Source organism: Stenotrophomonas genospecies 3 (genome assembly GCF_054473855.1).
This window is the reverse complement of sequence record NZ_JBTMUR010000017.1, coordinates 42,195-64,906: the sequence shown is the minus strand read 5'-3', so window position 1 is coordinate 64,906 and position 22,712 is coordinate 42,195. Positions and strand designations below refer to the sequence as shown.

Below are 22,712 nucleotides of genomic sequence, written 5' to 3'. Positions count from 1 at the left end.
GCCATGAACCAGTCCAAGCGCATCGATCCCCTGCTCAAGCGGGCCCAGGAACACGAGGACGCAGTCGCCCGCGATCTGGCCGAACGCCAGCGCGTGCTCGATACCCATCTATCGCGACTGGACGAACTGCGCCGCTATGCCGAGGAATATGCGAACGCGCAGATGGCAGCGACCAGCCCGGCACAGCTGCTGAACCGGCGCGCCTTCCTCGACCGTCTCGACAGTGCGGTGGAGCAGCAGCAGGCCACGGTCAACGGCAACCGCGAAAAGGTGGAAGCCGAGCGCGCCCGCCTGATCCTGGCCAGCCGTGACAAGGCCGTGCTGGAACAGCTGGCCGCCAGCTACCGCGCACAGGAAAAAGTGGTGACCGACCGCCGCGACCAGCGCGAGATGGACGACATTGGCGCGCGTCGCGCCCGCCTGGTACAGGCCGAAGATCAGGACGGCGCCGAGCAGGGAGGCCGCTCGTGATGCCCGCACCATTGGCCAGCAGCGCCAACGCGCAGCCGCAGCATTCCGGCAGCAGCGCCCCCCGCGCGCCACGCGGTGATGGCAACAAGGGGTTCAGCCAACTGCTGCAGGGTGGCTCGCCGGGTGCCGATGCACCCTCGAAACCCTCGAACTCGCCCATGCCGTCCACGCAGGGACCGGCATCGGACAGTACTGGCCAGGCCGGCGCCGAGCGCAGGCCGGACAGCGCTGCCGCCCCCGAAGAGACCGCCGCCACGGTGCCCACATCACCGGCCAAGCCGGTTGCCGAAAAGGACACCCCGGCCGCGACCGAGGAAGCCCCGTGGCCGCCACTCGGCCTGGCTGGGCTGGTGCTGGCGGTACCGGCGCCTGCCGATCCTGCCGCCGCTCTGCCAGCAATGGCTGCAACGGCTACCGACGCAGACGGCAACGCACTACCCGCCCCCGCCGCACTACCGGCCGCCGCAGCCCTGCCATCCACAGCGGCGGCTGCCACATCGTCCACCACCAGCAGCGGCACCGACCAGACAGCCACATTGCCGTTGCCTGAACTGGTGTTGCCCGGCAAGCGCAACGAGCGTGGCGAAGGCAGCGACGCACCCCTCATCGGCGACCGTGCCGCAGCGCCGCTGCTGCATGCGCCAAGCAATGCGGCCGTGCAGGATCTGAAGGCCGCGCTGGCCACCGGCAATGCCATCTTCAATGGCGAGCCGACGCCGAAGCCGGTGCTCGGTGACGATGGTTTCGACCAGGCCATCGGCGCGCGCCTGGGCTGGCTGGCCGACCAGAAGATCGGCCACGCCCACATCCGGTTGAGCCCGGACGACATGGGCCCGGTCGATGTGCGCCTGCAGTTGAACGGCGACAAGGTGCATGCCAGCTTCAGCAGCCCACACGTGGATGTGCGCCAGGCACTGGAAAGCAGCCTGCCGCGCCTGCGCGAACTCCTCGGCGAGCAGGGCTTCCAGCTGGCTCATGCTGATGTTGGTCATCAGGCGCCCGGTGGTGACGGCAATGCGTCAGGCCAGGCCAGTGGCGGCGGCATCGCGGGTGACGGAGAACCGTCGCCGGGCGAGGCCAGCGTGTCGTCCGCGCAGTTGATCCGCCAGCGCGGGTTGCTGGACGCGTACGCCTGACAAGCGTGCCAACCAAGGTTGGCACCCACCAGAGCGGGACGGTTGGCACCTACCAGTATCGCGTTGGTGGGTGCGGAGCTTGCTCCGCACGGCCCCACCGGCACCCCGACGGAATTCCGTCGCACCCCTCTGCCCCGGCTCCGGCACACCCCTTGCATATCCCGGTGAAGCAACCCTCAGGAGCTTCACCCCGTGGCCGCAGCCGCTGACAAAACCAAGAAGACCGCCGAGAAGGACAAGGCCGCCAAGCCGCGCAGTCCGATCCTGATCACCGCACTGGTGGCCGTGCTCGCCGCCGCTGCCGCCGGTGGCGGCGTCTGGTTCTTCACCCAGTCCAAGCACGAAGAGAAGACCGCGCAGGCCCCGAAGAAGGCCAGTACTCCGGCACCGGCGCAGTACTTCGCCCTGGACCCGGCCTTCGTGGTCAATCTCAACGGCCCGGTCGACGGCCCGCGCTACCTGCAGCTGGAAGTGCAGCTGATGACCCGCGATCCGGCCGCACTGGAAGCGATCAAGACGCATGCGCCAGCCATTCGCGCACGCCTGCTGATGCTGTTCTCGCAGGTCAGCCCCGACCAGATCGCCGACATCGCCGGCAAGCAGAAGCTGCAGGCCGCTTCGCTGGCCGAAGTGCAGAAAGTGCTCAAGGCCGAGACCGGCAGCAACGGCGCCGACGATCTGCTGTTCACCAGCTTCGTGACCCAGTAAGGGCCCACCGATGAATGATCTGCTGTCCCAGGACGAGATCGATGCCCTGCTCCACGGCGTGGACAGTGGCGCGGTCGAGACCGATGCGGAACCGCCGTCAGGCGAAGCACGTTCGTACGACTTCGCCAGCCAGGACCGCATCATCCGCGGTCGCATGCCGACCCTGGAAATGGTCCACGAGCGCTTCGCGCGCCTGTGGCGGATCGGCCTGTTCAACCTGATCCGCCGTTCGGCCGAACTGTCGGTGCGCGGCATCGAGCTGATCAAGTTCAACGACTACATGCACTCGCTGTATGTGCCGACCAACCTGAACCTGATCCGCTTCAAGCCGCTGCGCGGTACCGGCCTGATCGTGTTCGAACCGACCCTGGTGTTCGCCATCGTCGACAACTTCTTTGGCGGCGACGGGCGCTACCCGACCCGCATTGAAGGCCGCGAATTCACCGCCACCGAAATGCGGGTGATCCACCTGCTGCTGAAGCAGACCTTCGCCGACCTGCGCGAGGCCTGGGCACCGGTGATGGATGTCGACTTCGAATACATCAACTCGGAGATCAACCCGCACTTCGCCAACATCGTGACGCCGCGCGAGTACGTGGTGGTGTGCCGGCTGCACGTCGAGCTCGACGGCGGTGGCGGCGACATCCATGTGACCCTGCCGTATTCGATGCTGGAACCGATCCGCGAGCTGCTCGACGCTGGCATCCAGAGCGACCGCAATGATCGCGACGAAAGCTGGGGCCAGACCCTGCGCGAACAGCTCAACATCGCCGAGGTGACCCTGTCCAGCGTACTGGCCAGCAAGCGCATGACCCTGCGTGACCTGACCCAGCTGAAGGTCGGCGACATCCTGCCGATCGAGCTCAGCCCGCAGGTGCCGCTATGCGTGGAGAACATCCCGGTGTTCACCGGCGAGTTCGGCATCGCCAACGGCATGAACGCCGTGAAGATCACCGCTACCCATCCGCCGGGCACCCGCCCGCGCGCACCCGTCATCCAGGAAGACCCGCAATGAACGATATCGACGCCCTCGAACCGACCCCGGCCCAGTTCGGCACCCTGCAGGCCGAAGAAGGGGCCGGCGCCGACCTCAACCTGGACGTGATCCTCGACGTGCCGGTGACCCTGTCGCTGGAAGTCGGTCGTGCCCGCCTGCCGATCCGCAATCTGCTGCAGCTCAACCAGGGCTCGGTGGTGGAACTGGAACGCGGTGCCGGCGAGTCGCTGGACGTGTTCGTCAACGGCACCCTGATCGCCCACGGCGAGGTGGTGGTGATCAACGACCGCTTCGGCGTTCGCCTGACCGACGTGGTCAGCCCGAGCGAGCGGATCCGGAGACTGCGTTGAGCCTGCTGGCCTCCACCCTGTTGGCGGTCGGCAAGACCGCCGCTCCGGTCGGCCCGCAGATCGGCCAGCACGCAGCCGCCGCACCGAGCCTGTTCGGCGCGGTGCTGGCGCTGCTGGCAGTGCTGGCGCTGGTCATCGGCCTCGGCTGGCTGCTCAAGCGCCTGCCCGGCAGCGGCTTCCGCCCGGCCGACGGCATGAAGCTGGTGGCCAGCCTGAATGTCGGTGCCAAGGAGCGCGTGGTGGTGGTCGAGGTCAACGGCCAGCAGCTGCTGCTGGGCGTCACCGCTGGCGGCATCAACACCCTGCACACCCTGCCCGAACCGCTGCCGCCGCCCGCGCCGGTGCGCGTGCCGGACTTCAAGAACCTGCCGAATTTCGCCCAGCTGCTGCAGCAGCGGCTGCGCAAGGACCCCTGACATGCGTGTCACCCGTACTCGTCTTGCCACCCTGATGCCGTGGCTGCTGATGCTCGCCCTGTGCCTGTTGCCGGCACTGGCCTTCGCCGCCCCCGGTGCCCCGACCACGCCGCTGCCGGACATCAATGTCGGCAAGATCGGCGGTGCACCGGTCAGCCTGCCGCTGCAGACCCTGCTGCTGATGACCGCGATCACCCTGATCCCGTCGATGCTGCTGGTGCTGACCTCGTTCACCCGCATCATCATCGTGCTGGGCCTGCTGCGCCAGGCACTGGGCACCGGGCAGACGCCGTCCAACCAGGTGCTGCTGGGCCTGGCACTGTTCCTTACCGCAATGATCATGCTGCCGACCTGGGACAAGGCCTGGAGCACCGGCATGGCGCCGTACCTCAACGGCGAGATCGACTTCCAGACCGCCTGGACGCTGACCACCACGCCGCTGCGCGCCTTCATGCTGGCGCAGATCCGCGAGACCGACCTGATGACCTTTGCCGGCATCGCCGGGCATGGCACCTACGCCAGCCCCGATGCGATCCCGTTCCCGGTTCTGGTCGCCTCGTTCGTCACCAGCGAGCTGAAGACCGCCTTCGAAATCGGCTTCCTGATCTTCATCCCGTTCGTGATCATCGACCTGGTGGTGGCCAGCGTGCTGATGTCGATGGGCATGATGATGCTGTCGCCGATGCTGGTGTCGGCACCGTTCAAGATCCTGCTGTTCGTGCTGGTGGATGGCTGGGTGCTGACCGTCGGTACCTTGGCGGCGAGCTTCAATCCGGCGTGATTTGAACTGCAGTCGAGCATGGCTCGACGCTACATAACCAGATGGAACCCGAATGACTCCCGAACTTGCCCTGACCGAACTGCGTGGCGGCCTGATCACCGTGTTGTGGGTGGCCGGCCCGCTGCTGCTCACCGTGCTGGTGGTCGGTGTGGTGGTGGGCGTGGTGCAGGCCGCGACCCAGCTCAATGAGCCGACCATCGCCTTCGTTGCCAAGGCGGCGGCGCTGACCGCGGTGCTGTTCGCGCTGGGCAGCCTGCTGATCGGCCACCTGGTGGAGTTCACCACGCTGCTGTTCCAGCGCATTCCACACCTGATCGGCTAGGACACGCGCTTCGATGGACGCCGCCACCCAGATGGCTGCCGACGGCCTGCAGGCCTTCGGCATGATCGGCACCGTGCTGTGGACCATGCTGCGCATCGGCGCAGTGGCCATGGCCATGCCGATGGTCGGTACCCGTGCCGTTCCCGCGCGGGTGCGCGTGGTGCTGGCTGGCACCCTGGCCATCGCACTGGCGCCGCTGCTGCCGCCGGTACCGGACTGGACCGGTTTCGATGCCACCACGGTCCTTACCATCGCCCGTGAACTGGCCATCGGCGTATCCATCGGCTTCCTGCTTCGGCTGGTGTTCGAGGCCGGCGCGATGGCCGGCGAACTGATCGCCCAGGGCACCGGCCTGGCCTTCGCGCAGATGAGTGACCCACTGCGTGGCGGCACCTCCGGCGTGATCGGGCAGTGGTTCTATCTGCTGTTCGGCCTGCTGTTCTTCACCGCCAACGGGCACCTGGCGCTGATCTCGCTGGTGGTGGACAGCTACCGGGCGCTGCCGATCGGCGCCCCGCTGCCGGACCCGCACGCCTTCTTCAGCATCGCCCCAACCTTCCTGCTGACCGTACTGCGCGGCGCATTGACCCTGGCGATCCCGCTGACTGTGGCAATGCTGGCGGTGAACCTGGCGTTCGGCGTCCTGGCCCGTGCGGCGCCGGCGCTGAACCCGATCCAGCTCGGCCTGCCAGTGTCGCTGCTGCTGGGCCTGTTCCTGCTGGCGCTGCTGGCCGGGGAAATGGGTCCGCCGGTACAGCGCCTGTTCGATGCCACCTTCCAGGCTGCGGACACGGTCACACACTGACCGGATCATCACGTTTTACTGCTTGCCCTTCCCCCGGGTCTGCGCGTTAGAGTGAATACGCGGCAACCGGGGGGATGCCGCACGTGGCCGGCGCCATGCGTCGGCCTGCCTCATGCATGCCCCACCGTGGTTTCCGTCGACAGGCAGGTCCGGGAGACTGACGAATGCTGGTAGGCACGTACAACCCGTGGCTGGTGGCGATCTCGCTGCTGGTGGCCGTGATGGCTTCGTACACCGCGCTGGCGATGGCCGGGCGCACGGTCACTGCACCCGGCAAGGGCGCGGCGTGGTGGTGGCGCCTTGGTGGTGGCTTCGCCATGGGCCTGGGCATCTGGTCGATGCACTTCATCGGCATGCTCGCCTTCGACCTGCCCATTCCGCTCGGCTACGACCTGCCCATCACCCTGCTTTCCCTCGCATTGGCGATCGCCTCATCGGTGTTCGCGCTATGGCTGGTTTCGCTGCGTACCCTGCCCCACCCGCGGTTGGCCGGTGGCGCGCTGCTGATGGGCACCGGCATTGCCGGCATGCATTACGTTGGCATGGCCGCAATGCGCATGCAGCCGGGCATCGACTACGACCCGGGCTGGCTGCTTTTTTCGCTGATGGTGGCGGTGGCCGCCTCGTGGACGGCGCTGTACGTGGCGTTCCGCCTGCGCGCGCAGCGCACCCGTGTCGGCGACCGGCTCGCGGCTGCCGGCCTGCTCGGGCTGGCCATCGTCGGCATGCACTACACCGGCATGGCCGCCGCACGCTTTCCGGAAGGCAGCATCTGCGGCGCAGCCGTCGGCGATGGGCTGCAGAGCGAATGGCTGGCCATGCTGGTGGTGGTGCTGACCGTCGCCATCCTGGCCGTGGTGCTGGTGGTCTCCTGGCTGGACCAGCGGGTGGAGGCGCAGCTGCTGCGCCTGCGCAATTCCCTGTTGAGTACCTCACTGACCGACGCACAGCAGGAACTGACCCAGGCCGCACTGCACGACCCGCTTACCCGCCTGCCCAACCGCCTGCTGCTGCAGCGTCGCATCGTGCAGGCGCTGGCCGAGGCCGAACAGGGCGGCAGCCGCTTCGCGGTGATGTTCATGGACCTGGATGGCTTCAAGCAGGTCAACGATGCCTACGGCCACCAGGCCGGCGATGCACTGTTGGTTGCGGTGGCCGAACGCACGCGCCAGCTGCTTCGGCCCAACGACATGCTGGCCCGTCTGGGCGGTGACGAATTCGTGCTGGTGGTGCGCATCGAGCACGACGAGGACCTGCCGACTCTGGCCCGGCGCATCCTGCAGGCGGTCGGCAGCGGGCCGTTGCTGGCCGACAACGAACTGCAGGTGACCGCCAGCATCGGCGTGGCGATCTGTCCGGATCACGCTGCCAGCGAGCGGCAGCTGATGGCCTTTGCCGATGCAGCGATGTACCAGGCCAAGGAATCCGGACGCAACGCCTTCGTGCTGTTCGCCGACTGGATGAATGACAGCGCCGAACAACAGTTCCGGCTGCTGGCCGACCTGCGCCGGGCCATCGGCAGCGAGCAGCTGTTCCTGCACTACCAGCCGAAGATCCAGGTAGCCACGCAGAAGGTGGCCGGTGCCGAAGCGCTGATCCGCTGGCGCCATCCGGAGCATGGCCTGATCCCGCCGGACCGCTTCATCCGGCTGGCCGAACGCAGCGGTGCGATCAATGAGATCGGGCGCTGGGCGCTGGACCAAGCCTGCCAGCAGCTGCGGCGCTGGCACGATGCCGGCCACGAGGGCTGGTCGATGTCGGTGAACCTGTCGCCGGTGCAGTTCAGCTCGCCGCACCTGCTGCAGGATGTGCGTGAAGTGATCGAACGCTACGACATTGCTCCACGCCACCTGGTGCTGGAGATCACCGAAAGCACGGTGATGCGCGATACCGATACCAGCCTGCGCCTGCTGCAGGCGTTGTCGGCACTGGGCGTGGGCATCTCCATCGATGACTTCGGCACCGGCTATTCCAGCCTGCTGTACCTGAAGCGGTTGCCGGCCACCGAAATCAAGATCGACCACGCCTTCGTACGCGACCTGGAGCACAGCGCCGAGGACGTGGTGATCGTCTCGGCGATCGTGGCGCTGGGCCACGCGCTGGACATGGACATCGTGGCCGAAGGCGTGGAAACCGCCGCGCAGCGCGCCTACCTGGAGCGGCTGGGCTGCGATTACCTGCAGGGCTACCTGCTCGGCCGCCCGGTGGATGCGGCGCGCTTCATGCAGCTGCATGACCTGCCCCGGCCTCGGGTGGAACTGGCGCAGAACCCGCCGACGCAGCACCCGCCGGGGTAAATCCAGGCTGCGCTCCCACCTGCACCTGCTCTGGTAGATGCCAACCTTGGTTGGCACATGAACCCATCACGGCACACTTCTTGCACGCACCCCGGCATCCCCTGCCGCAGTGCCCGTGATGTCCGAGAACGAATCCGCCGGCGAAAAGACCGAACAACCTACCGAAAAACGCCTGCGCGACGCCCGTGAACAGGGCAACCTGCCGAGCTCGCGCGAGCTCGGCACGGCCGCCGTGTTCGGCGCCGGCGTACTGGCGGTGATGGCCATGAGCGGCTCGATCGGCCGTGGTGCAAGCGCCTGGATGAAGCATGCACTCAGCCCAGAGCAGAGCCTGCGGCAGAACCCGAAGGAACTGTTCGGCCACTTCGGCGACCTGCTGCTGCAGTTCATGCTGGTGATCGCGCCGCTGGTGCTGGTCTGCCTGCTGGCCAGCTTCGTCGCCCCGCTGGTGATGGGCGGCCTGCGCTGGTCGCAGAAGGCGATGATGCCCGACTTCAACCGCATGAACCCGATGAGCGGGCTCAAGCGCCTGTATGGCCCGGAAGCCATCGCCGAGTTCACCAAGTCGTTGTTGCGCGTGGCTTTTGTCGGCGTTGCCGCCGGGCTGGTGGTGTGGACCGGCTTCGACACCCTGCGCGGGCTGATCCACCACCCGCTGGAGACCGCCATCACCGACGGCCTCGGCTTCACCCTGCGCCTGCTGCTGGCCACCGCCGGCGCGATGCTGGTGCTGGCGGCCATCGATGCGCCCTACCAGCGCTGGAACTGGATGCGCAAGCTGAAGATGACGCGTGAAGAGCTGCGCCGGGAAATGAAGGAAAGCGAGGGCAGCCCCGAGGTCAAGGGCCGCATCCGCCAGCTGCAGCAGCAGATGGCCAACCGCCGGATGATGGAGGCGGTGCCCACTGCCGACGTGGTGGTGGTCAACCCCACCCACTACGCGGTCGCCCTTAAGTACGAGGGCGGCGCCATGAACGCCCCCAAAGTGGTCGCCCTGGGTGTGGATGAGACCGCCCTGCGCATCCGTGAAGTGGCCGACGGCAACAAGGTGGCGATCATCTCCGCCCCGCCTTTGGCACGCGCCTTGTATCGGGAAGGCCAACTTGGAAAGGAAATCCCCGTGAGACTGTATTCGGCCGTCGCCCAGGTCCTGTCCTACGTCTACCAGCTGCGCGCCTGGCGCACTGGCCCGATGCCGGACGCCCCGCACATCCAGGTGGATGAATTCGGCAAGGGAGGCCGCCCGTGAGCGCCCAGCCCTCCACCGGTTTCAACACCCGCCGCGCGCTGGAAATGATCCGCCAGGGCCTTGGCGCACCGCTGATCGTGCTGGCCCTGCTGGCCATGGTCGTGGTGCCGCTGGCCGCACCGGTGCTCGATGCCCTGTTCACCTTCAACATCGCCATCTCGCTGATGGTGCTGCTGGCGGTGGTCTACGTGAAGCGCCCGCTGGACTTCACGATCTTCCCGATCGTGCTGCTGATCACCACCATGCTGCGGCTGGCGCTGAACGTCGCCTCCACCCGCGTCATCCTGCTGAACGGCCAGAACGGCCATGACGCCGCGGGCAAGGTCATTGCCGCCTTCGGCGAGTTCGTGATCGGCGGCAACTACGCGGTCGGCATCGTGGTGTTCGCGATCCTGACCATCATCAACTTCGTGGTCATCACCAAGGGCGCCGGCCGCGTCTCGGAAGTGACCGCGCGCTTCATCCTCGACGCCATGCCCGGCAAGCAGATGGCGATCGACGCCGACCTCAATGCCGGTTTGCTGACGCGTGAAGAAGCCAAGCTGCGCCGCGAGGAAGTCCGCGAGGAAGCCGATTTCTACGGCGCGATGGACGGTGCCAGCAAGTTCATCCGTGGTGATGCCATTGCCGGCATCCTGATCCTGTTCATCAACATGCTCGGCGGCCTGGCCGTAGGCGTGCTGCAGCATGGCATGCCGTTCGGCGATGCCGCTGCCACCTACACCCTGCTGTCGATTGGTGATGGCCTGGTGGCGCAGCTGCCGGCGCTGCTGGTCTCCAGCGCCGTGGCCATGCTGGTCACCCGCGCCTCGCGTTCGCAGGACATGGCCCAGGCCATGACCGGCCAGGTGTTCGGCCAGTACCGCGCGCTGGCGATCACCGCCGGCATCATTGGCGTGGTCGGCCTGGTGCCGGGCATGCCCAACGTCGCTTTCCTGACGCTGTCCGCGATCCTCGGCTTCATCGCCTGGAAGGTCTACCGCAAGGGCAAGGCCGCGGCCACCGATCCGGCAGCCGCAGGCAATGACGCTGCCGCGCTCAACGCACTCGGCCGCCCGGCCGCGCCGGCTCCGACTGCCGAACTGAGCTGGGACGAACTGCGCCCGGTCGATCCGCTGGGCCTGGAGGTCGGCTATCGGCTGATTCCGCTGGTGGACAGCAACCAGGGCGGCGAACTGATGGCACGCATCAAGGGTGTGCGGCGCAAGTTGACCCAGGACGTCGGTTTCCTGATCCCGTCGGTGCACATCCGCGACAACCTGGAACTGCCGGCCAACGGCTACCGCGTGCTGGTGCACGGCGTACCGGTGGCCACCGCCGAGATCCACCCCGACCGCGAACTGGCGCTGGACCCGGGCAGCGCCCTCGGCGCGCTGGAAGGCATCGCCGGCAAGGACCCCGCGTTCGGCCTGGATGCCACCTGGATCCAACCGCACCAGCGTGCTCAGGCTGAAACGCTGGGCTATACCGTGGTCGATCCAGCCACCGTGGTCGCCACTCATCTGTCGCACCTGATCCGCGAGCACGCACCCGAGCTGCTCGGCCACGAGGAAGTGCAGCACCTGCTGGCCAACCTGGCCAAGAGCGCGCCCAAGCTCGTCGAAGATCTGACGCCGAAGGCGCTGCCGCTGTCGGCGGTGGTGCGCGTGTTGCAGAACCTGCTGATCGAACGCATTCCGATCCGCCAGCTGCGCAAGATCGCCGAAGCGCTGGTCGAACACGCTCCGAACAGCCAGGACCCGGCCGTACTGACCGCCGCGGTGCGCACCGCGCTGGGTCGTTTCATCGTGCAGGAGATCGCCGGAATGTCGGCGGAGCTGCCGGTGTTCACGCTCAACCCACAATTGGAACGTGTCTTGCAGGAGTCCACGCAGGGCAACGGCGCCGCGCTGGAACCCGGACTCGCTGAGCGACTGCACCAGAGCCTGGCCGAATGTGTCAGCAAGCAGGAAGCCCGCAACGAGCCCGCGGTCGTGCTGGTACCTGGCCCGGTCCGTGCCGCGCTGGCCCGCCTGGTCCGCCACAGCGTTCCGTCGCTGTCGGTCCTGGCCTACAGCGAGGTGCCGGAGGACAAGCGCCTGAAGCTGGTCGGAACGATCAGCTGACGCCGCCCTCCGATGCGCCAGAAAACAGACACCACTTTCGAACCAACGCAACAGACCGATACCAAGGGGAACCCGCACCGTGCAGACCACCGACCACCCGAGTTCTCCGACCGCCACCCCGCCGTCTTCGTCCCGTGACCACAGCATGAAAATCAAACGATTCGTCGCCGCCGACATGCGCTCGGCCATGAACCTGGTGCGCAAGGAACATGGTCCTGACGCCGTGATCCTGTCCAACCGCCGGATCGAGGAAGGCATCGAGATCGTCGCCGCCGCCAACTACGATGAGAGCGCCGTGCAGCGTGCACTGGAAGCCTCGCGTCGTGACATCGCTCCGCCACCGGCGCCGAAGCCGCGCACCGCCGCCGACGCGGTGATCGCCGCGGTCACCCGCCGCCGAAGCAATACCCCGGCACCGGAACCGGTCGCCGCAACCACCTCGGCCGTGGCTGCCCTCGCCCGCGCTGCGGTCGGCGCCACCGGCCGCACCTTGGACAGCGCCGACGAGATCGTGCCGACCCGCGGCAGCACCGGCTTCGCCGCCACCCTGGCACGCGCCGCCGTCAACGAACCGGCGCTGCCGGATCAGATCTTCGCTCCGTTCGCCGAAGCCATCGTCGCACCGGCGCCCAGCACCGCCGCACCGGCCAACCGCGCCCGCTTCCAGATCGACCCGCCGCACGAGACGCATCACGAAAGCGCGGCGTCGGCCGTGCAGCCGCCGCCGCTGCCGACCGCTGCCGTGACCGAAGCGCAACCCGGGATCGTCGCCAGCGAACCGGCACCGGTCGAAGCCAGCGACGAAACCGGCGCTGCCCCCGTGCTGGCCCCAGCCCCGGCACTGACCCTGGTGGCCCAGGACGACGCCGAGATCCGCCAGCTGCGCCAGGAAGTGGCCGGCATGCGCCATGTGATCGAGCGCGAGATGAACCGCTTCACCGACGAGCGCCTGCGCGGCTGCCCGGTGCGCGCCACCGCGCTGGACCTGATGGACGAGTATGGCTTCGATGCCGGCCTCGCCCGCGACGTGGCCATGCAGATCCCGCTGGAGACCGAAGCCCACCGTGGCCGTGGCCTGATGCTGGGGCTGATCTCGCGCAAGCTGCCGATCGCCCCGGTCGACCCGCTGGAAGAAGGCGGCGTGATCGCCCTGGTCGGCCCGACCGGCGCTGGCAAGACCACCACCATCGCCAAGCTGGCCTCGCGCTTCGCCGAGAAGCACGCGCCGCGTGACGTGGCCCTGGTCACCACCGACACCACCCGCATCGGTGCCCGCGAGCAGCTGTACGGCTACGGCCGCCAGCTCGGCATCGCGGTGCATGAGGCCAACAGCGGCACCGACCTGGACCAGCTGCTGGAACGCTTGAAGGACTACAAGCTGGTGCTGATCGACACCGCCGGCCTGGGCCCGCGCGACCGCGCACTGGCCGCCCAGCTGCAGTGGCTGCGTGCCGCGCGCCAGGTCCGCACCCTGCTGGTGCTGCCGGCCAACACCAGCTTCGGCGACATGGACGAGGTGGTCCGCCGCTTCGGCGCCGCCAACCTGCAGGGTCTGGTACTGAGCAAGCTGGACGAGACCGGCCGCTTCGGCAACGCCCTGTCGGTGGCCGTGGATCATGCCCTGCCGATCACCTGGGTGACCGATGGCCAGGACGTCCCGGAGGACCTGCACCGGGCCAGTGCAGCCAATCTTGTACTTCGCCTTGAAGATTTGCGCCGCGCGGCCGATATGCCCTGCAACCCGGAGTTGAACCATGCCGTCGCGTGAGTACGCCAAGCTGACCAAGACCTTCCCGCTGTCGGCCACCCGCAGCGAGCCGCTCGGCCCTGTGCGCACCATTGCGGTCACTGGCGGCAAGGGCGGCGTGGGCAAGACGAATGTGTCGGCCAACCTGGCCGTGGCGCTGGCTGGCATGGGCAAGCGCACGCTGCTGCTGGACGCCGACCTCGGCCTGGCCAACATCGACGTGATCCTGGGCCTGAACCCCACCTTTACGCTGGCCGACCTGGTCGCCGGCCGCTGCACGCTGGATGACGTCATCGTCGAAGGCCCGAACGGCGTGCTGGTGGTCCCGGCCGCATCCGGCCGCCGCCACATGGCCGAGCTGGCCCCGGCCGAGCACGTTGGCCTGGTCAACGTGTTCTCCGAACTGGAGCGCGAGCTGGACATCATGGTGGTGGACACTGCCGCGGGCATCACCGATGGCGTGCTGACCTTCTGCCAGGCCGCACAGGACACCGTGGTGGTGGTCTGTGACGAGCCGGCCTCGATCACCGACGCCTACGCACTGATCAAGGTGCTGTCGCGCGAGCGTGGCGTGGACCGCATCCAGGTGGTGGCCAACATGGTGCGCGACCCCAACGAGGGCCGCGTGCTGTACGAGAAGCTGACCCGCGTCTGCGAGAAGTTCCTTGCCGATGTCTCGCTGAACTACCTGGGCTGCGTGCCGCAGGACGATTGGCTGCGCCTGTCGGTGCAGCGCCAGCAGCCGGTGGTGAAGGCCTATCCGTCCAGCCCGGCGGCGCTGGCGATCACCGAGATCGCGCGCCGTACCGCGCGCTGGCAGGCGCCGACCGAACCGCGTGGCGGCGTCGAGTTCTTCCTCGAACGCATCCTCAAGCAGCGTGGGGTGACGGCATGAAAGGCGCAGCCCAGTACAGGGAAGTGCAGCGCTCGGCGGCGAACGAAGTCATCGCCCAGCATTCGGACCTGGTGCGGCGCATCGCCCACCACCTGGCCGCGCGCCTGCCGGCCAGCGTCGAGGTCGACGACCTGATCCAGGCCGGCATGATGGGCCTGATCGAAGCCTCGCGCAGCTATGACGCCGACCAGGGTGCTTCTTTTGAGACCTACGCCTCGATCCGCATCCGTGGTTCGATGATCGACGAGATCCGCCGTGGTGACTGGGTCCCGCGCTCGGTGCACCGGCGTGCACGTGATGCCGCCGCCACCATCCGCCGCCTGGAACAGAGCAGTGGCCGTGCCGCCAGCGCCACTGAAGTGGCCGCCGCGATGGAGATGCCGCTGCCCGAGTACCTGCGGCTGATGGAAGACGCTGCACGTGGCCAGGTGCTGAGCCTGGAATCGCGCATCGAGGACCAGGGCGAGCTGGACACCGTCGCCCAGGGCGGGCCGACCCCGCAGCAGGTACTGGAGCGCGGCGAGTTCGGTCGCGAGCTGGGCAAGGCCATCGGCCACCTGCCCGAGCGCGAACAACTGGTGCTCTCGCTGTACTACGAGCAGGAACTGAACCTGAAGGAGATCGGCGCGGTGCTCGGCGTGAGCGAGTCGCGGGTCTGCCAGATCCACGGCCAGGCGGTACTGCGCCTGCGTGGCCGGCTGAAGCTGTTCGAGGCTGCCGACGCAGGCCTCGAAGAATGAACATCCCCGAGGCGGCTGCCCCCGGTCGTCCGGAATGAACAACAAAGGAATTCTGCTTTGAACAAGAACATGCGCATCCTGATCGTCGACGACTTCTCGACCATGCGTCGAATCGTCAAGAACCTGCTGGGCGATCTGGGCTTCACCAATACCGCCGAAGCCGAGGACGGGCATGCCGCGCTGTCGCTGCTGCAGAGCCAGCCGTTCGATTTCGTGGTCACCGACTGGAACATGCCGGTGATGACCGGCATCGAGCTGCTCAAGGCGATCCGTGCCGATGCCAAGCTGAAGACCCTGCCGGTGCTGATGGTCACGGCAGAAGCCAAGCGCGAGCAGATCATCGAAGCCGCCCAGAGCGGTGTGAACGGCTACATCATCAAGCCGTTCACCGCGCAGACGCTGGAAGAGAAGCTCGGCAAGATCTTCGAACGCCTGGCGGCCAGCGCCTGATGGATACCACGGTCGACAAGAACGCCCTCGCCCTGCGCCTGCAGGAGGCCCTGGACGCGCTCGAATCCGGTGACGAGGCCGCCTGGCGGCAGCGCATCGACGGGCTGGTCGCGCTGCGCACGCAGCCGATGATGAGCGGCCTCTCGCGGCTGGCCCGCGAGCTGGGACAGGCGCTGGGCGAACTGCCGACCGTGCCGAGCGAAGCCGGCGAACTGGACGACGCCTGCGCGCGACTGGACCACGTGGTGGCGATGACCGAACAGGCCACGCACCGCACCCTGGACCTGGCCGAGGAATGCCGCAGCCTGACCGAACAGCTGCGCGCTGAAGGCCTGCAGCCGGGCCAGGACGCGCAGCTCGAGCGCATCCGCCACAACCTGACCGAGATCGCCCTGACCCAGAGCTACCAGGACCTGACCGGGCAGATCATCCGTCGCGTGGTCGGCATCGTCCGCCGCGTGCACGAAGGCTTCGGCGCGCTCGGCCTGCCGCCGGAACAGCATCGCACCGACCCGGAACTGGCCGGGCCGGCACTGAAGGGACTGGACCGCCACGCGGTCTCGCAGAACGACGCCGACGACCTGTTGTCGGATCTGGGGCTGTAAGCATGAGCGCGGTATCCGACGACATCACTGCCGATTTCATCATCGAGGCGCAGGAGATCCTGGATCGCCTCGGCGAACAGCTGGTGTCGCTGGAGCAGGCACCGCAGGACAGCGACCAGCTCAACGCGGTGTTCCGCGGCTACCACACGCTCAAGGGCGGCGCCGGCTTCCTCGGCGTCACCGCCATGGTAGAGCTGTGCCATGCCGCTGAAGAGGCGCTGGGCGCCGCACGTGCCGGCCAGGCCGTGCTGCAGGCCCACCACTTCGACGCGGCCCAGCAATCGCTGGACTACCTGCAGTCGATGCTGGACGCGGTTTCCTCCGGCACCGAGCCGGGCTATGCGCCGCCGGACCTGATCGCACAGTTCGACGTGCACGGCGGTGCCGTGGCTGCACCCGCCGCCGCAGCAGCACCCACCGCGGGTGGCAGCGACCTGATCACCGACGACGAATTCGAGGCGCTGCTCGACCAGCTGCATGGTGGCAACGCGCCGACCGCGGTCGCGCCAGCGAAGAAGGCCGACGACGGACTGATCAGCGAAGACGAGTTCGAAGCCCTGCTCGACCAGCTGCACGGTGGCGCCGCACCGGGCACCAAGCCTGCGGCCGTGGTGGCACCGGCACCGATCGCAGCGCCGCGCCCGGTCGCCGCACCGGCACCGGTGGCGAAGCCGGCCGCCAAGCCGCTGGCCGAGGCCGAACATACCGTGCGCGTGGACACCAAGCGCCTGGACGCGATCGTCAACCTGATCGGCGAACTGGTGCTGTCACGCAATCGGCTCAAGACCCTGCGTGCACGCCTGCGCGATGAAGAGCTGGACCGCGCCGTGTCCACGCTGGATATCGCCACCGCCCGCCTGCAGTCGGCAGTGATGCGCACCCGCATGCAGCCGGTGGGCAAGGTGTTCTCGCGCTTCCCCAAGGTTGCCCGCGACGTCGCCCGCTCGCTGAAGAAGGAAGTGGACCTGGAACTGATCGGCGCGGAGACCGAGCTCGACCGCAACCTGGTCGAAGCGCTGGCCGACCCGCTGGTGCACCTGGTCCGCAACGCCATCGACCATGGCGTGGAAATGCCCGACCTGCGCGAGGCACAGGGCAAGCCACGGATGGGCCATGTGCGCCTGTCCGCACAGCAGGAAGGCGACTACGTCAGCATCGAAGTGCAGGACGATGGCGCCGGCATCGACCCGGAAAAGCTGCGTGCCAAGGCGCGCGAGAAGGGCCTGATCGATCCGGAAGCCGCCGCGCGCCTGAGCAGCGAGGAGTGCCTGCACCTGGTGTTCCTGCCCGGCTTCTCGACCAAGCAGCAGGTCACCGACATCTCCGGTCGTGGCGTCGGCATGGACGTGGTGCAGTCACGCATCCGCGAACTGAGCGGCCAGATCCAGATCCAGTCGGAACTGGGCCGTGGCAGCCGCTTCCTGATCCGCGTGCCGCTGACCCTGGCGATCCTGCCGACCCTGCTGGTGCAGGCCGGCGAGGACGTCTATGCGCTGCCGCTGGCCCGCGTGATGGAAGTGCTGCACGCGCCGCGCACCTCGCTGGGCTGGTTCGATGGCCGTGCCGTGCTCGACCGCCGCTCGCACACGCTGCCGCTGGTCGATCTGCGCCAGTGGCTGGATGTGACGCCGGCCGCCTCGCCGCTGCTGACCATCGTGGTGCTGCAGGCTGGCGAAGCGCGCTTCGGGCTGGTCGTGGACCAGGTACGCGGGCGTGAGGAAGTGGTCATCAAGCCGCTGCCGAAAGCGCTGCGCGGCCTGCGCGGTTATGCCGGTGCAACCTTGATCGGCGATGGTCGCATGGCGCTGATCCTGGACGTGGACGGGCTGCGATGAACCCCGCCGGGCCATGCCCGGCGCCCCGAAAACTGTGACTACCGTCTGTACGCGATCTACCGGTGTCTCAAGTCCCATTCATACACGCCGATACCGGAACCATGGATAGACTCAGCCTCATTGGACTCTTTCTCGCCCTGGCCTCGCTGGTCGGCGGCAGCATCCTCAAGGGCGCCGGCCTGGCGTCGTTGTGGTCGCCTGCGGCGTTCGTGATCGTCATCGTCGGCACCGTCGCCGCGATCCTGCTGCACACCTCGCCGGCGGTGTTCAAGCATGCCTTCAAGATCGTGCGCTGGGTCGTGCGCCCGCCGCACAGCGATCGCCGCGAACTGATCCAGCAGATCGTCGAGTGGAGCAACATCGCCCGCCGCCAGGGCCTGCTGGGCCTGGAATCGCAGGTGGAAGCACAGCAGGACCCGTTCCTGCGCAAGGGCCTGCAGCTGCTGGTGGACGGCGTCGAACCCGAATCGATGCGGCACATGCTGGAAATCGAACTGGGCAGCCAGGAACACCAGGACCAGGCCGGTGCCAAGGTCTTCGAAGCGATGGGCATCTATGCACCAACGCTGGGCATCATCGGTGCCGTGCTTGGCCTGATCGCGGTGATGAAGAACCTGGCCGATCCGAGCAAGCTCGGCCACGGCATCGCCGCAGCGTTCACCGCCACCATCTACGGCATCGCCTCGGCCAACCTGCTGTTCCTGCCGGTGGCCGCCAAGCTCAAGAGTGTGATCTCGCACAACACCCGCGACCGCGAAATGGTCATTGAAGGCCTGATCTCGATCGCCCAGGGCGAGAACCCGCGCAACATCGAAACCAACCTCTCCGGCTTCCTGCACTGACATGGCCCGCCGCAAGCACCACGAAGAGCACGCCAACCACGAAGCATGGGCGATCCCCTATGCCGACCTGATGACGCTGCTGCTCGCCTTCTTCGTGGTCATGTACGCGATTTCCTCGGTGAACGAAGGCAAGTACCGGATCATGGCCGACGCACTGACCGATGCCTTCGGGGGCGCGCCGCGCACGATCAATCCGGTACAGGTCGGCAACAAGCAGGTGCAGGGTGGCGGCTGGGACAGCCCCTCGGTGATCAAGTCCGGCACCAAGATCGGGCCCTCGGCGCCTGCGCCGTCGCACGACCCGACCCTGCTGCCGTCGATGACCTCGCAGATGCGCATGCCTGTTTCGGTGCACAACCAGGAGCAGATCGCGCGCGCCGAGCGCCAGCTCAACAGCATCGCCGACCGCCTGACCGCCGCGCTCGCGCCGCTGATCGACCGCGGCATGATCAGCGTGCGCCGCACCGAGCTGTGGATCGAAGTCGAGATCAACAGCGACATCCTGTTCCCCACCGGCTCGGCGGCGCTGGACGTGCATGCGCGGCAGACCCTGGCCAGCCTGGCCGAGGTCCTGCGCGACGTGCCCAACAGCGTGCGCGTGGAAGGCCACACCGACAACGTGCCGATCGCCACCGCCACCTTCCCGTCGAACTGGGAACTGTCGGCCGGGCGCGCGGCCAGCGTGGTGCACCTGTTCGCCGACCAGGGCGTGCAGCCGTCGCGGCTGGCGATGGTCGGCTACGGCCAGTTCCGCCCGCGCGAAGAGAACGACAGCGCGCAGGGCCGCAACCGCAACCGCCGGGTGATGGTCATCATCCTGGCCGACACCTCGCACTCGGTGGACCCACTCGGCCAGCGCCTGAACGCAGCCACCGGCGCCACCCGGAACTCCGATACCGAACAAGCCGCGGCAACTCCGGCTACCGCCCCCACCTCCCCCATCGCACCGGTGAAGTTGCCGCCGGTGCCGGCTGGCAGCCGCGTCGGCGCCGCCGTTCCCCCGGCAATGAAGGAGTAATCCGATGCGCATCTGGGCAGTCGCCAACCAGAAGGGCGGAGTCGGCAAGACCACCACCACCCTCGCCCTCGGCCGCGGACTGGCCGCACTTGGCCATCGCGTGCTGCTGATCGACCTCGATCCGCATGCCTCGCTCAGCCGCGCGTTCGGCGTACCGGTAGACCCGCCGCCGGCTGGCGTGCTGGAGCTGTTCGGCGCCCCGCCCGCCGATCTTTCCAGCCTGTGCCATGCCAGCAGCATCCATGGCCTGGACTATGTCTGCGCACAGTCCGCGCTGGCCACGCTGGAACGCCGCAGCGCCAACCAGCCTGGCCTTGGCCTGGCGCTGCAGAATGCGCTTGCGCGCCACCAGGGCCAGCACGACTACATCCTGCTGGACTGCGCGCCCACCCTCGGCCTGTTGATGATCAATGCGCTGGCCGCCGCCGATCGCCTGATCATCCCCACCCAGGCCGAGCCGCTGGCCCTGCATGGCCTGGATGGCATGGTCCGCACCGGCGAGATGGTCGAACGCTCGCGCCGCCGCCCGCTGCCGAGCTCGATCCTGCCGACCCTGTTCGACCGCCGCACCCGCGCCGGCAACGAGTCGCTGCGCACGATGCAGGATCGTCACGGCACCCGTGTGTGGGAAGACGCGATTCCGATCGACACCCGCATCAGCAACGCCGCCGGCCTGACCCTGCCGAGCGTTGGTGAGGATTACCCGGGCCGCGGCCTGGCCGCCTATCGCCGCGCGCTGAACTGGATCCTCGGCGAGGATGCCCGCGCTCTGGAGCAGGCCGCATGAACAGCACCGGTGTACTGGACGACTACCTGGACGAACTGCTGGGCGAAGCGATCGCCGCGGCACCACCGCCTGCACCGCCGCCGGCGAGCGACGAAGCGTCCCCCGCAATTGCAGCCGACGCCGAACGCGAGCCGACCTGGGATGACCTGCCGGCCGAGGTGATCTACGAAACCGAGACCGTCGCCGCTGCGCCTGCCGTCGACAACGCCGCACTCGAAGCCGCCTTCGACGCGGCCGCAACGGCTGAGCGCGAACCCACCTGGGACGATCTGCCCGCCGAAGTGATCTACGAAACGGAGACTGTTGCTGCTGCCGCGGCAGAGGACGACGCAGCACTGGAGGCCGCCTTCGAGGCCGCTGCAATGCCTGTCGCCGCCCCCGAGCGCGAACCGACCTGGGATGACCTGCCTGACGAGGTGATCCACGAGACGGCCCCTGCTCCCGCCATCGCCAAGTCCGGCCCAGAACCTACATGGGACGACCTGCCGGACGAAGTGATCTACGAGACCGATCCGGCCGACAGCCATCGACTCGCCCACACCGACAGCCCCGGTCTGGAGGCCGCGTTCGAGGCCGCTGCCGGCGGCGAGGACGTTCCTGCGCCACCAGCGGCCGTGGTCGCAGCACCCGCTCCAGTTGCACGCACCGATGCCGCGCCGCCACCGCGCGTGGCCGTGGACGCGCCAGCAGGCAACCGCCCGAGCAGCTGGCAGGAGCTGCAGGCACAAGCACATCGGCCCGCCAGCAGCCCGCATCCACAGAACCGACGCGCCGGCGAGCGCACCTCGCGCTGGCTGCGCCTGCGCTGCGGCACCCAGGCCTATGCACTGGAACTGCTGAAAGTGCAGGAAGTGGTGCTGCCAGTGCCGCTGCTGCCGTTGCGCGGCACTGCGCCGGCCATGCTGGGCATCATGAACCTGCGTGGCCAGGTGGTACCGGTGATGGACCTTGGCCTGCACCTGGGCGCCGCGGCCGCCGAAGACGACTCACAGACCCGCATCGTGGTGCTGGAGGAAGACGGCGAGACCATCGGCCTGCGCGTATCGGCAGTGGAAGATGTCGCCAACCTCACCGATTCGCAGATCGAACCGCCCGATACCGCGCGCATCTGCCAGATCTCCAACGACCTGTTCCGTGGCGTCGCCCGGGTCAGCCAGCGCCCGATGATCCTGCTGGATGCCACCCGGCTGTTGAGTTGAACGAAAAAAGGGGACGGAGGGGATTAAGTCGCAATCGACCAGGCTCTCCCGCAGCCACCCTCGGCAACGGCGACCACGCAGTGGGGACGTAAGGTGTTGATCCAACGGATCAACGCCTTGCGTCCCCGACAGGCACCGCATCGGCGCAAAGCGCCGAGCCAGTTGCGACTTAATCCCCTCCGTCCCCTTTTCAACAGCGACCGCATCGACGCACCGCGTCGATTCCCCTAAAGAACCCCGCCGGGGTGCCGTTATGGATCACGGAACCGTTTGTCCGGAGCAACGATGAGCACTGTCGAACTGGGTGGGGATCTCGGCATCGAGAGCACCACCGAGCTCAAGAACCGCCTCGCCCCGCTGGTGGCGCAGGCAGGCGAGCTGACCCTGGATGCCAGCCAGGTCGCCCGCATCCACACGGCCGCCGTGCAGGTGCTGTGTGCGTTCGTGCAGGCCCGCCGCGAGGCAGGCCTCGGCACCGGCTTCCACGGTTGCACCGCAACCTTCCGTGACGCCGCGCGCCTGCTGGGCGTCACCCAGGCCCTGGGCCTGGACGTAACCCATGACAACCTGAAATCTGTGGAGAACGCTGCATGAGCGCACGTATCTTGGTGGTGGACGATTCGGCGTCAATGCGCCAGATGGTGTCCTTCGCCCTCACCTCGGCCGGTTTTGCCGTCGAAGAAGCTGAAGACGGCGCGGTCGCGCTCGGTCGCGCCAAGGGCCAGCGCTTCAATGCGGTGGTCACCGACGTCAACATGCCGAACATGGACGGCATCGCGCTGATCCGCGAACTGCGCCAGCTGCCGGACTACAAGTTCACGCCGCTGCTGATGCTGACCACCGAATCGGCCGCCGACAAGAAGTCCGAAGGCAAGGCCGCCGGCGCCACCGGCTGGCTGGTCAAGCCGTTCAATCCGGAACAGCTGGTCGCCACCGTGCAGAAAGTGCTGGGCTGAT

Annotated in this window: 24 protein-coding genes; all 24 read left to right on the top strand. The window is 67.7% G+C overall.

Annotation, left to right across the window (positions count from 1 at the left end):
• Window positions 1-3: 3 nt before the first annotated feature.
• The 24 genes from fliJ to ACX9OT_RS19320 all read left to right on the top strand — a co-directional run bounded on the left by fliJ (window position 4) and on the right by ACX9OT_RS19320 (window position 22,711).
• The gene (fliJ, locus tag ACX9OT_RS19435; RefSeq protein ID WP_005416437.1) at window positions 4-471 is read left to right on the top strand and encodes a flagellar export protein FliJ; all 468 of its coding nucleotides are present in this window, start codon (window positions 4-6) and stop codon (window positions 469-471) included.
• On the top strand, window positions 471-1,607 hold the full coding sequence (locus ACX9OT_RS19430) for a flagellar hook-length control protein FliK (protein WP_459003272.1): 1,137 nt from the start codon (window positions 471-473) through the stop codon (window positions 1,605-1,607). Before fliJ ends, ACX9OT_RS19430 begins: the two co-directional genes overlap by 1 nt.
• A 192-nt stretch (window positions 1,608-1,799) precedes the next feature.
• Window positions 1,800-2,315 carry a flagellar basal body-associated FliL family protein gene (locus ACX9OT_RS19425; protein ID WP_049421892.1) on the top strand — a complete coding sequence of 172 codons (516 nt, stop codon included), beginning with the start codon at window positions 1,800-1,802 and terminating at the stop codon, window positions 2,313-2,315.
• Window positions 2,316-2,325: 10 nt separating this feature from the next.
• On the top strand, window positions 2,326-3,330 hold the full coding sequence (gene fliM / locus ACX9OT_RS19420; RefSeq protein WP_032129211.1) for a flagellar motor switch protein FliM: 1,005 nt from the start codon (window positions 2,326-2,328) through the stop codon (window positions 3,328-3,330).
• Window positions 3,327-3,662, top strand: a complete 336-nt coding sequence (gene fliN / locus ACX9OT_RS19415) for a flagellar motor switch protein FliN (RefSeq protein ID WP_012510967.1) — start codon at window positions 3,327-3,329, stop codon at window positions 3,660-3,662. The genes fliM and fliN overlap by 4 nt, the downstream gene beginning before the upstream one ends.
• A complete protein-coding gene (gene fliO, locus ACX9OT_RS19410; protein WP_459003269.1) occupies window positions 3,659-4,078 on the top strand; it encodes a flagellar biosynthetic protein FliO in 420 nt (139 codons plus the stop codon). The genes fliN and fliO overlap by 4 nt, the downstream gene beginning before the upstream one ends.
• A 1-nt stretch (window position 4,079) precedes the next feature.
• On the top strand, window positions 4,080-4,859 hold the full coding sequence (gene fliP, locus ACX9OT_RS19405) for a flagellar type III secretion system pore protein FliP (protein ID WP_049421888.1): 780 nt from the start codon (window positions 4,080-4,082) through the stop codon (window positions 4,857-4,859).
• A gap of 52 nt (window positions 4,860-4,911) precedes the next feature.
• Window positions 4,912-5,181, top strand: coding sequence for a flagellar biosynthetic protein FliQ (locus tag ACX9OT_RS19400; RefSeq protein ID WP_012510965.1), 270 nt, complete (start codon window positions 4,912-4,914; stop codon window positions 5,179-5,181).
• A 13-nt stretch (window positions 5,182-5,194) separates the two neighbouring features.
• A complete protein-coding gene (fliR, locus tag ACX9OT_RS19395; RefSeq protein WP_459003266.1) occupies window positions 5,195-5,986 on the top strand; it encodes a flagellar biosynthetic protein FliR in 792 nt (263 codons plus the stop codon).
• 164 nt (window positions 5,987-6,150) lie between these two features.
• Window positions 6,151-8,283 (top strand): putative bifunctional diguanylate cyclase/phosphodiesterase, encoded by a 2,133-nt coding sequence (locus ACX9OT_RS19390; RefSeq protein ID WP_459003264.1) that lies wholly within the window; start codon window positions 6,151-6,153, stop codon window positions 8,281-8,283.
• Between the two features lie 118 nt (window positions 8,284-8,401).
• Window positions 8,402-9,532 (top strand): flagellar biosynthesis protein FlhB, encoded by a 1,131-nt coding sequence (gene flhB, locus ACX9OT_RS19385; RefSeq protein WP_459003262.1) that lies wholly within the window; start codon window positions 8,402-8,404, stop codon window positions 9,530-9,532.
• A gap of 44 nt (window positions 9,533-9,576) precedes the next feature.
• On the top strand, window positions 9,577-11,637 hold the full coding sequence (gene flhA / locus ACX9OT_RS19380) for a flagellar biosynthesis protein FlhA (protein WP_201119332.1): 2,061 nt from the start codon (window positions 9,577-9,579) through the stop codon (window positions 11,635-11,637).
• Between the two features lie 145 nt (window positions 11,638-11,782).
• Window positions 11,783-13,405, top strand: coding sequence for a flagellar biosynthesis GTPase FlhF (flhF, locus tag ACX9OT_RS19375; RefSeq protein ID WP_049461532.1), 1,623 nt, complete (start codon window positions 11,783-11,785; stop codon window positions 13,403-13,405).
• Window positions 13,392-14,279 carry a MinD/ParA family ATP-binding protein gene (locus ACX9OT_RS19370; protein WP_049401182.1) on the top strand — a complete coding sequence of 296 codons (888 nt, stop codon included), beginning with the start codon at window positions 13,392-13,394 and terminating at the stop codon, window positions 14,277-14,279. The genes flhF and ACX9OT_RS19370 overlap by 14 nt, the downstream gene beginning before the upstream one ends.
• The gene (locus tag ACX9OT_RS19365; protein WP_049401180.1) at window positions 14,276-15,019 is read left to right on the top strand and encodes an RNA polymerase sigma factor FliA; all 744 of its coding nucleotides are present in this window, start codon (window positions 14,276-14,278) and stop codon (window positions 15,017-15,019) included. The genes ACX9OT_RS19370 and ACX9OT_RS19365 overlap by 4 nt, the downstream gene beginning before the upstream one ends.
• 57 nt (window positions 15,020-15,076) lie before the next feature.
• A complete protein-coding gene (gene cheY, locus ACX9OT_RS19360) occupies window positions 15,077-15,469 on the top strand; it encodes a chemotaxis response regulator CheY (RefSeq protein ID WP_006365466.1) in 393 nt (130 codons plus the stop codon).
• On the top strand, window positions 15,469-16,074 hold the full coding sequence (locus ACX9OT_RS19355; protein WP_006442968.1) for a protein phosphatase CheZ: 606 nt from the start codon (window positions 15,469-15,471) through the stop codon (window positions 16,072-16,074). Before cheY ends, ACX9OT_RS19355 begins: the two co-directional genes overlap by 1 nt.
• 2 nt (window positions 16,075-16,076) lie before the next feature.
• Window positions 16,077-17,909, top strand: a complete 1,833-nt coding sequence (locus ACX9OT_RS19350) for a chemotaxis protein CheA (protein WP_132810051.1) — start codon at window positions 16,077-16,079, stop codon at window positions 17,907-17,909.
• 101 nt (window positions 17,910-18,010) lie between these two features.
• Window positions 18,011-18,751 carry a flagellar motor protein gene (locus ACX9OT_RS19345; RefSeq protein ID WP_010482457.1) on the top strand — a complete coding sequence of 247 codons (741 nt, stop codon included), beginning with the start codon at window positions 18,011-18,013 and terminating at the stop codon, window positions 18,749-18,751.
• Between the two features lies 1 nt (window position 18,752).
• Window positions 18,753-19,769 (top strand): flagellar motor protein MotD, encoded by a 1,017-nt coding sequence (gene motD / locus ACX9OT_RS19340; protein ID WP_459003257.1) that lies wholly within the window; start codon window positions 18,753-18,755, stop codon window positions 19,767-19,769.
• Between the two features lie 4 nt (window positions 19,770-19,773).
• Window positions 19,774-20,556: a ParA family protein gene (locus tag ACX9OT_RS19335; RefSeq protein ID WP_459003255.1), complete on the top strand. Its 783-nt coding sequence runs from the start codon at window positions 19,774-19,776 to the stop codon at window positions 20,554-20,556.
• The gene (locus ACX9OT_RS19330) at window positions 20,553-21,755 is read left to right on the top strand and encodes a chemotaxis protein CheW (protein ID WP_459003253.1); all 1,203 of its coding nucleotides are present in this window, start codon (window positions 20,553-20,555) and stop codon (window positions 21,753-21,755) included. Before ACX9OT_RS19335 ends, ACX9OT_RS19330 begins: the two co-directional genes overlap by 4 nt.
• A gap of 285 nt (window positions 21,756-22,040) precedes the next feature.
• Window positions 22,041-22,349, top strand: a complete 309-nt coding sequence (locus ACX9OT_RS19325; RefSeq protein WP_014037092.1) for an STAS domain-containing protein — start codon at window positions 22,041-22,043, stop codon at window positions 22,347-22,349.
• A complete protein-coding gene (locus ACX9OT_RS19320) occupies window positions 22,346-22,711 on the top strand; it encodes a response regulator (RefSeq protein ID WP_005409521.1) in 366 nt (121 codons plus the stop codon). The genes ACX9OT_RS19325 and ACX9OT_RS19320 overlap by 4 nt, the downstream gene beginning before the upstream one ends.
• Window position 22,712: the final 1 nt, after the last annotated feature.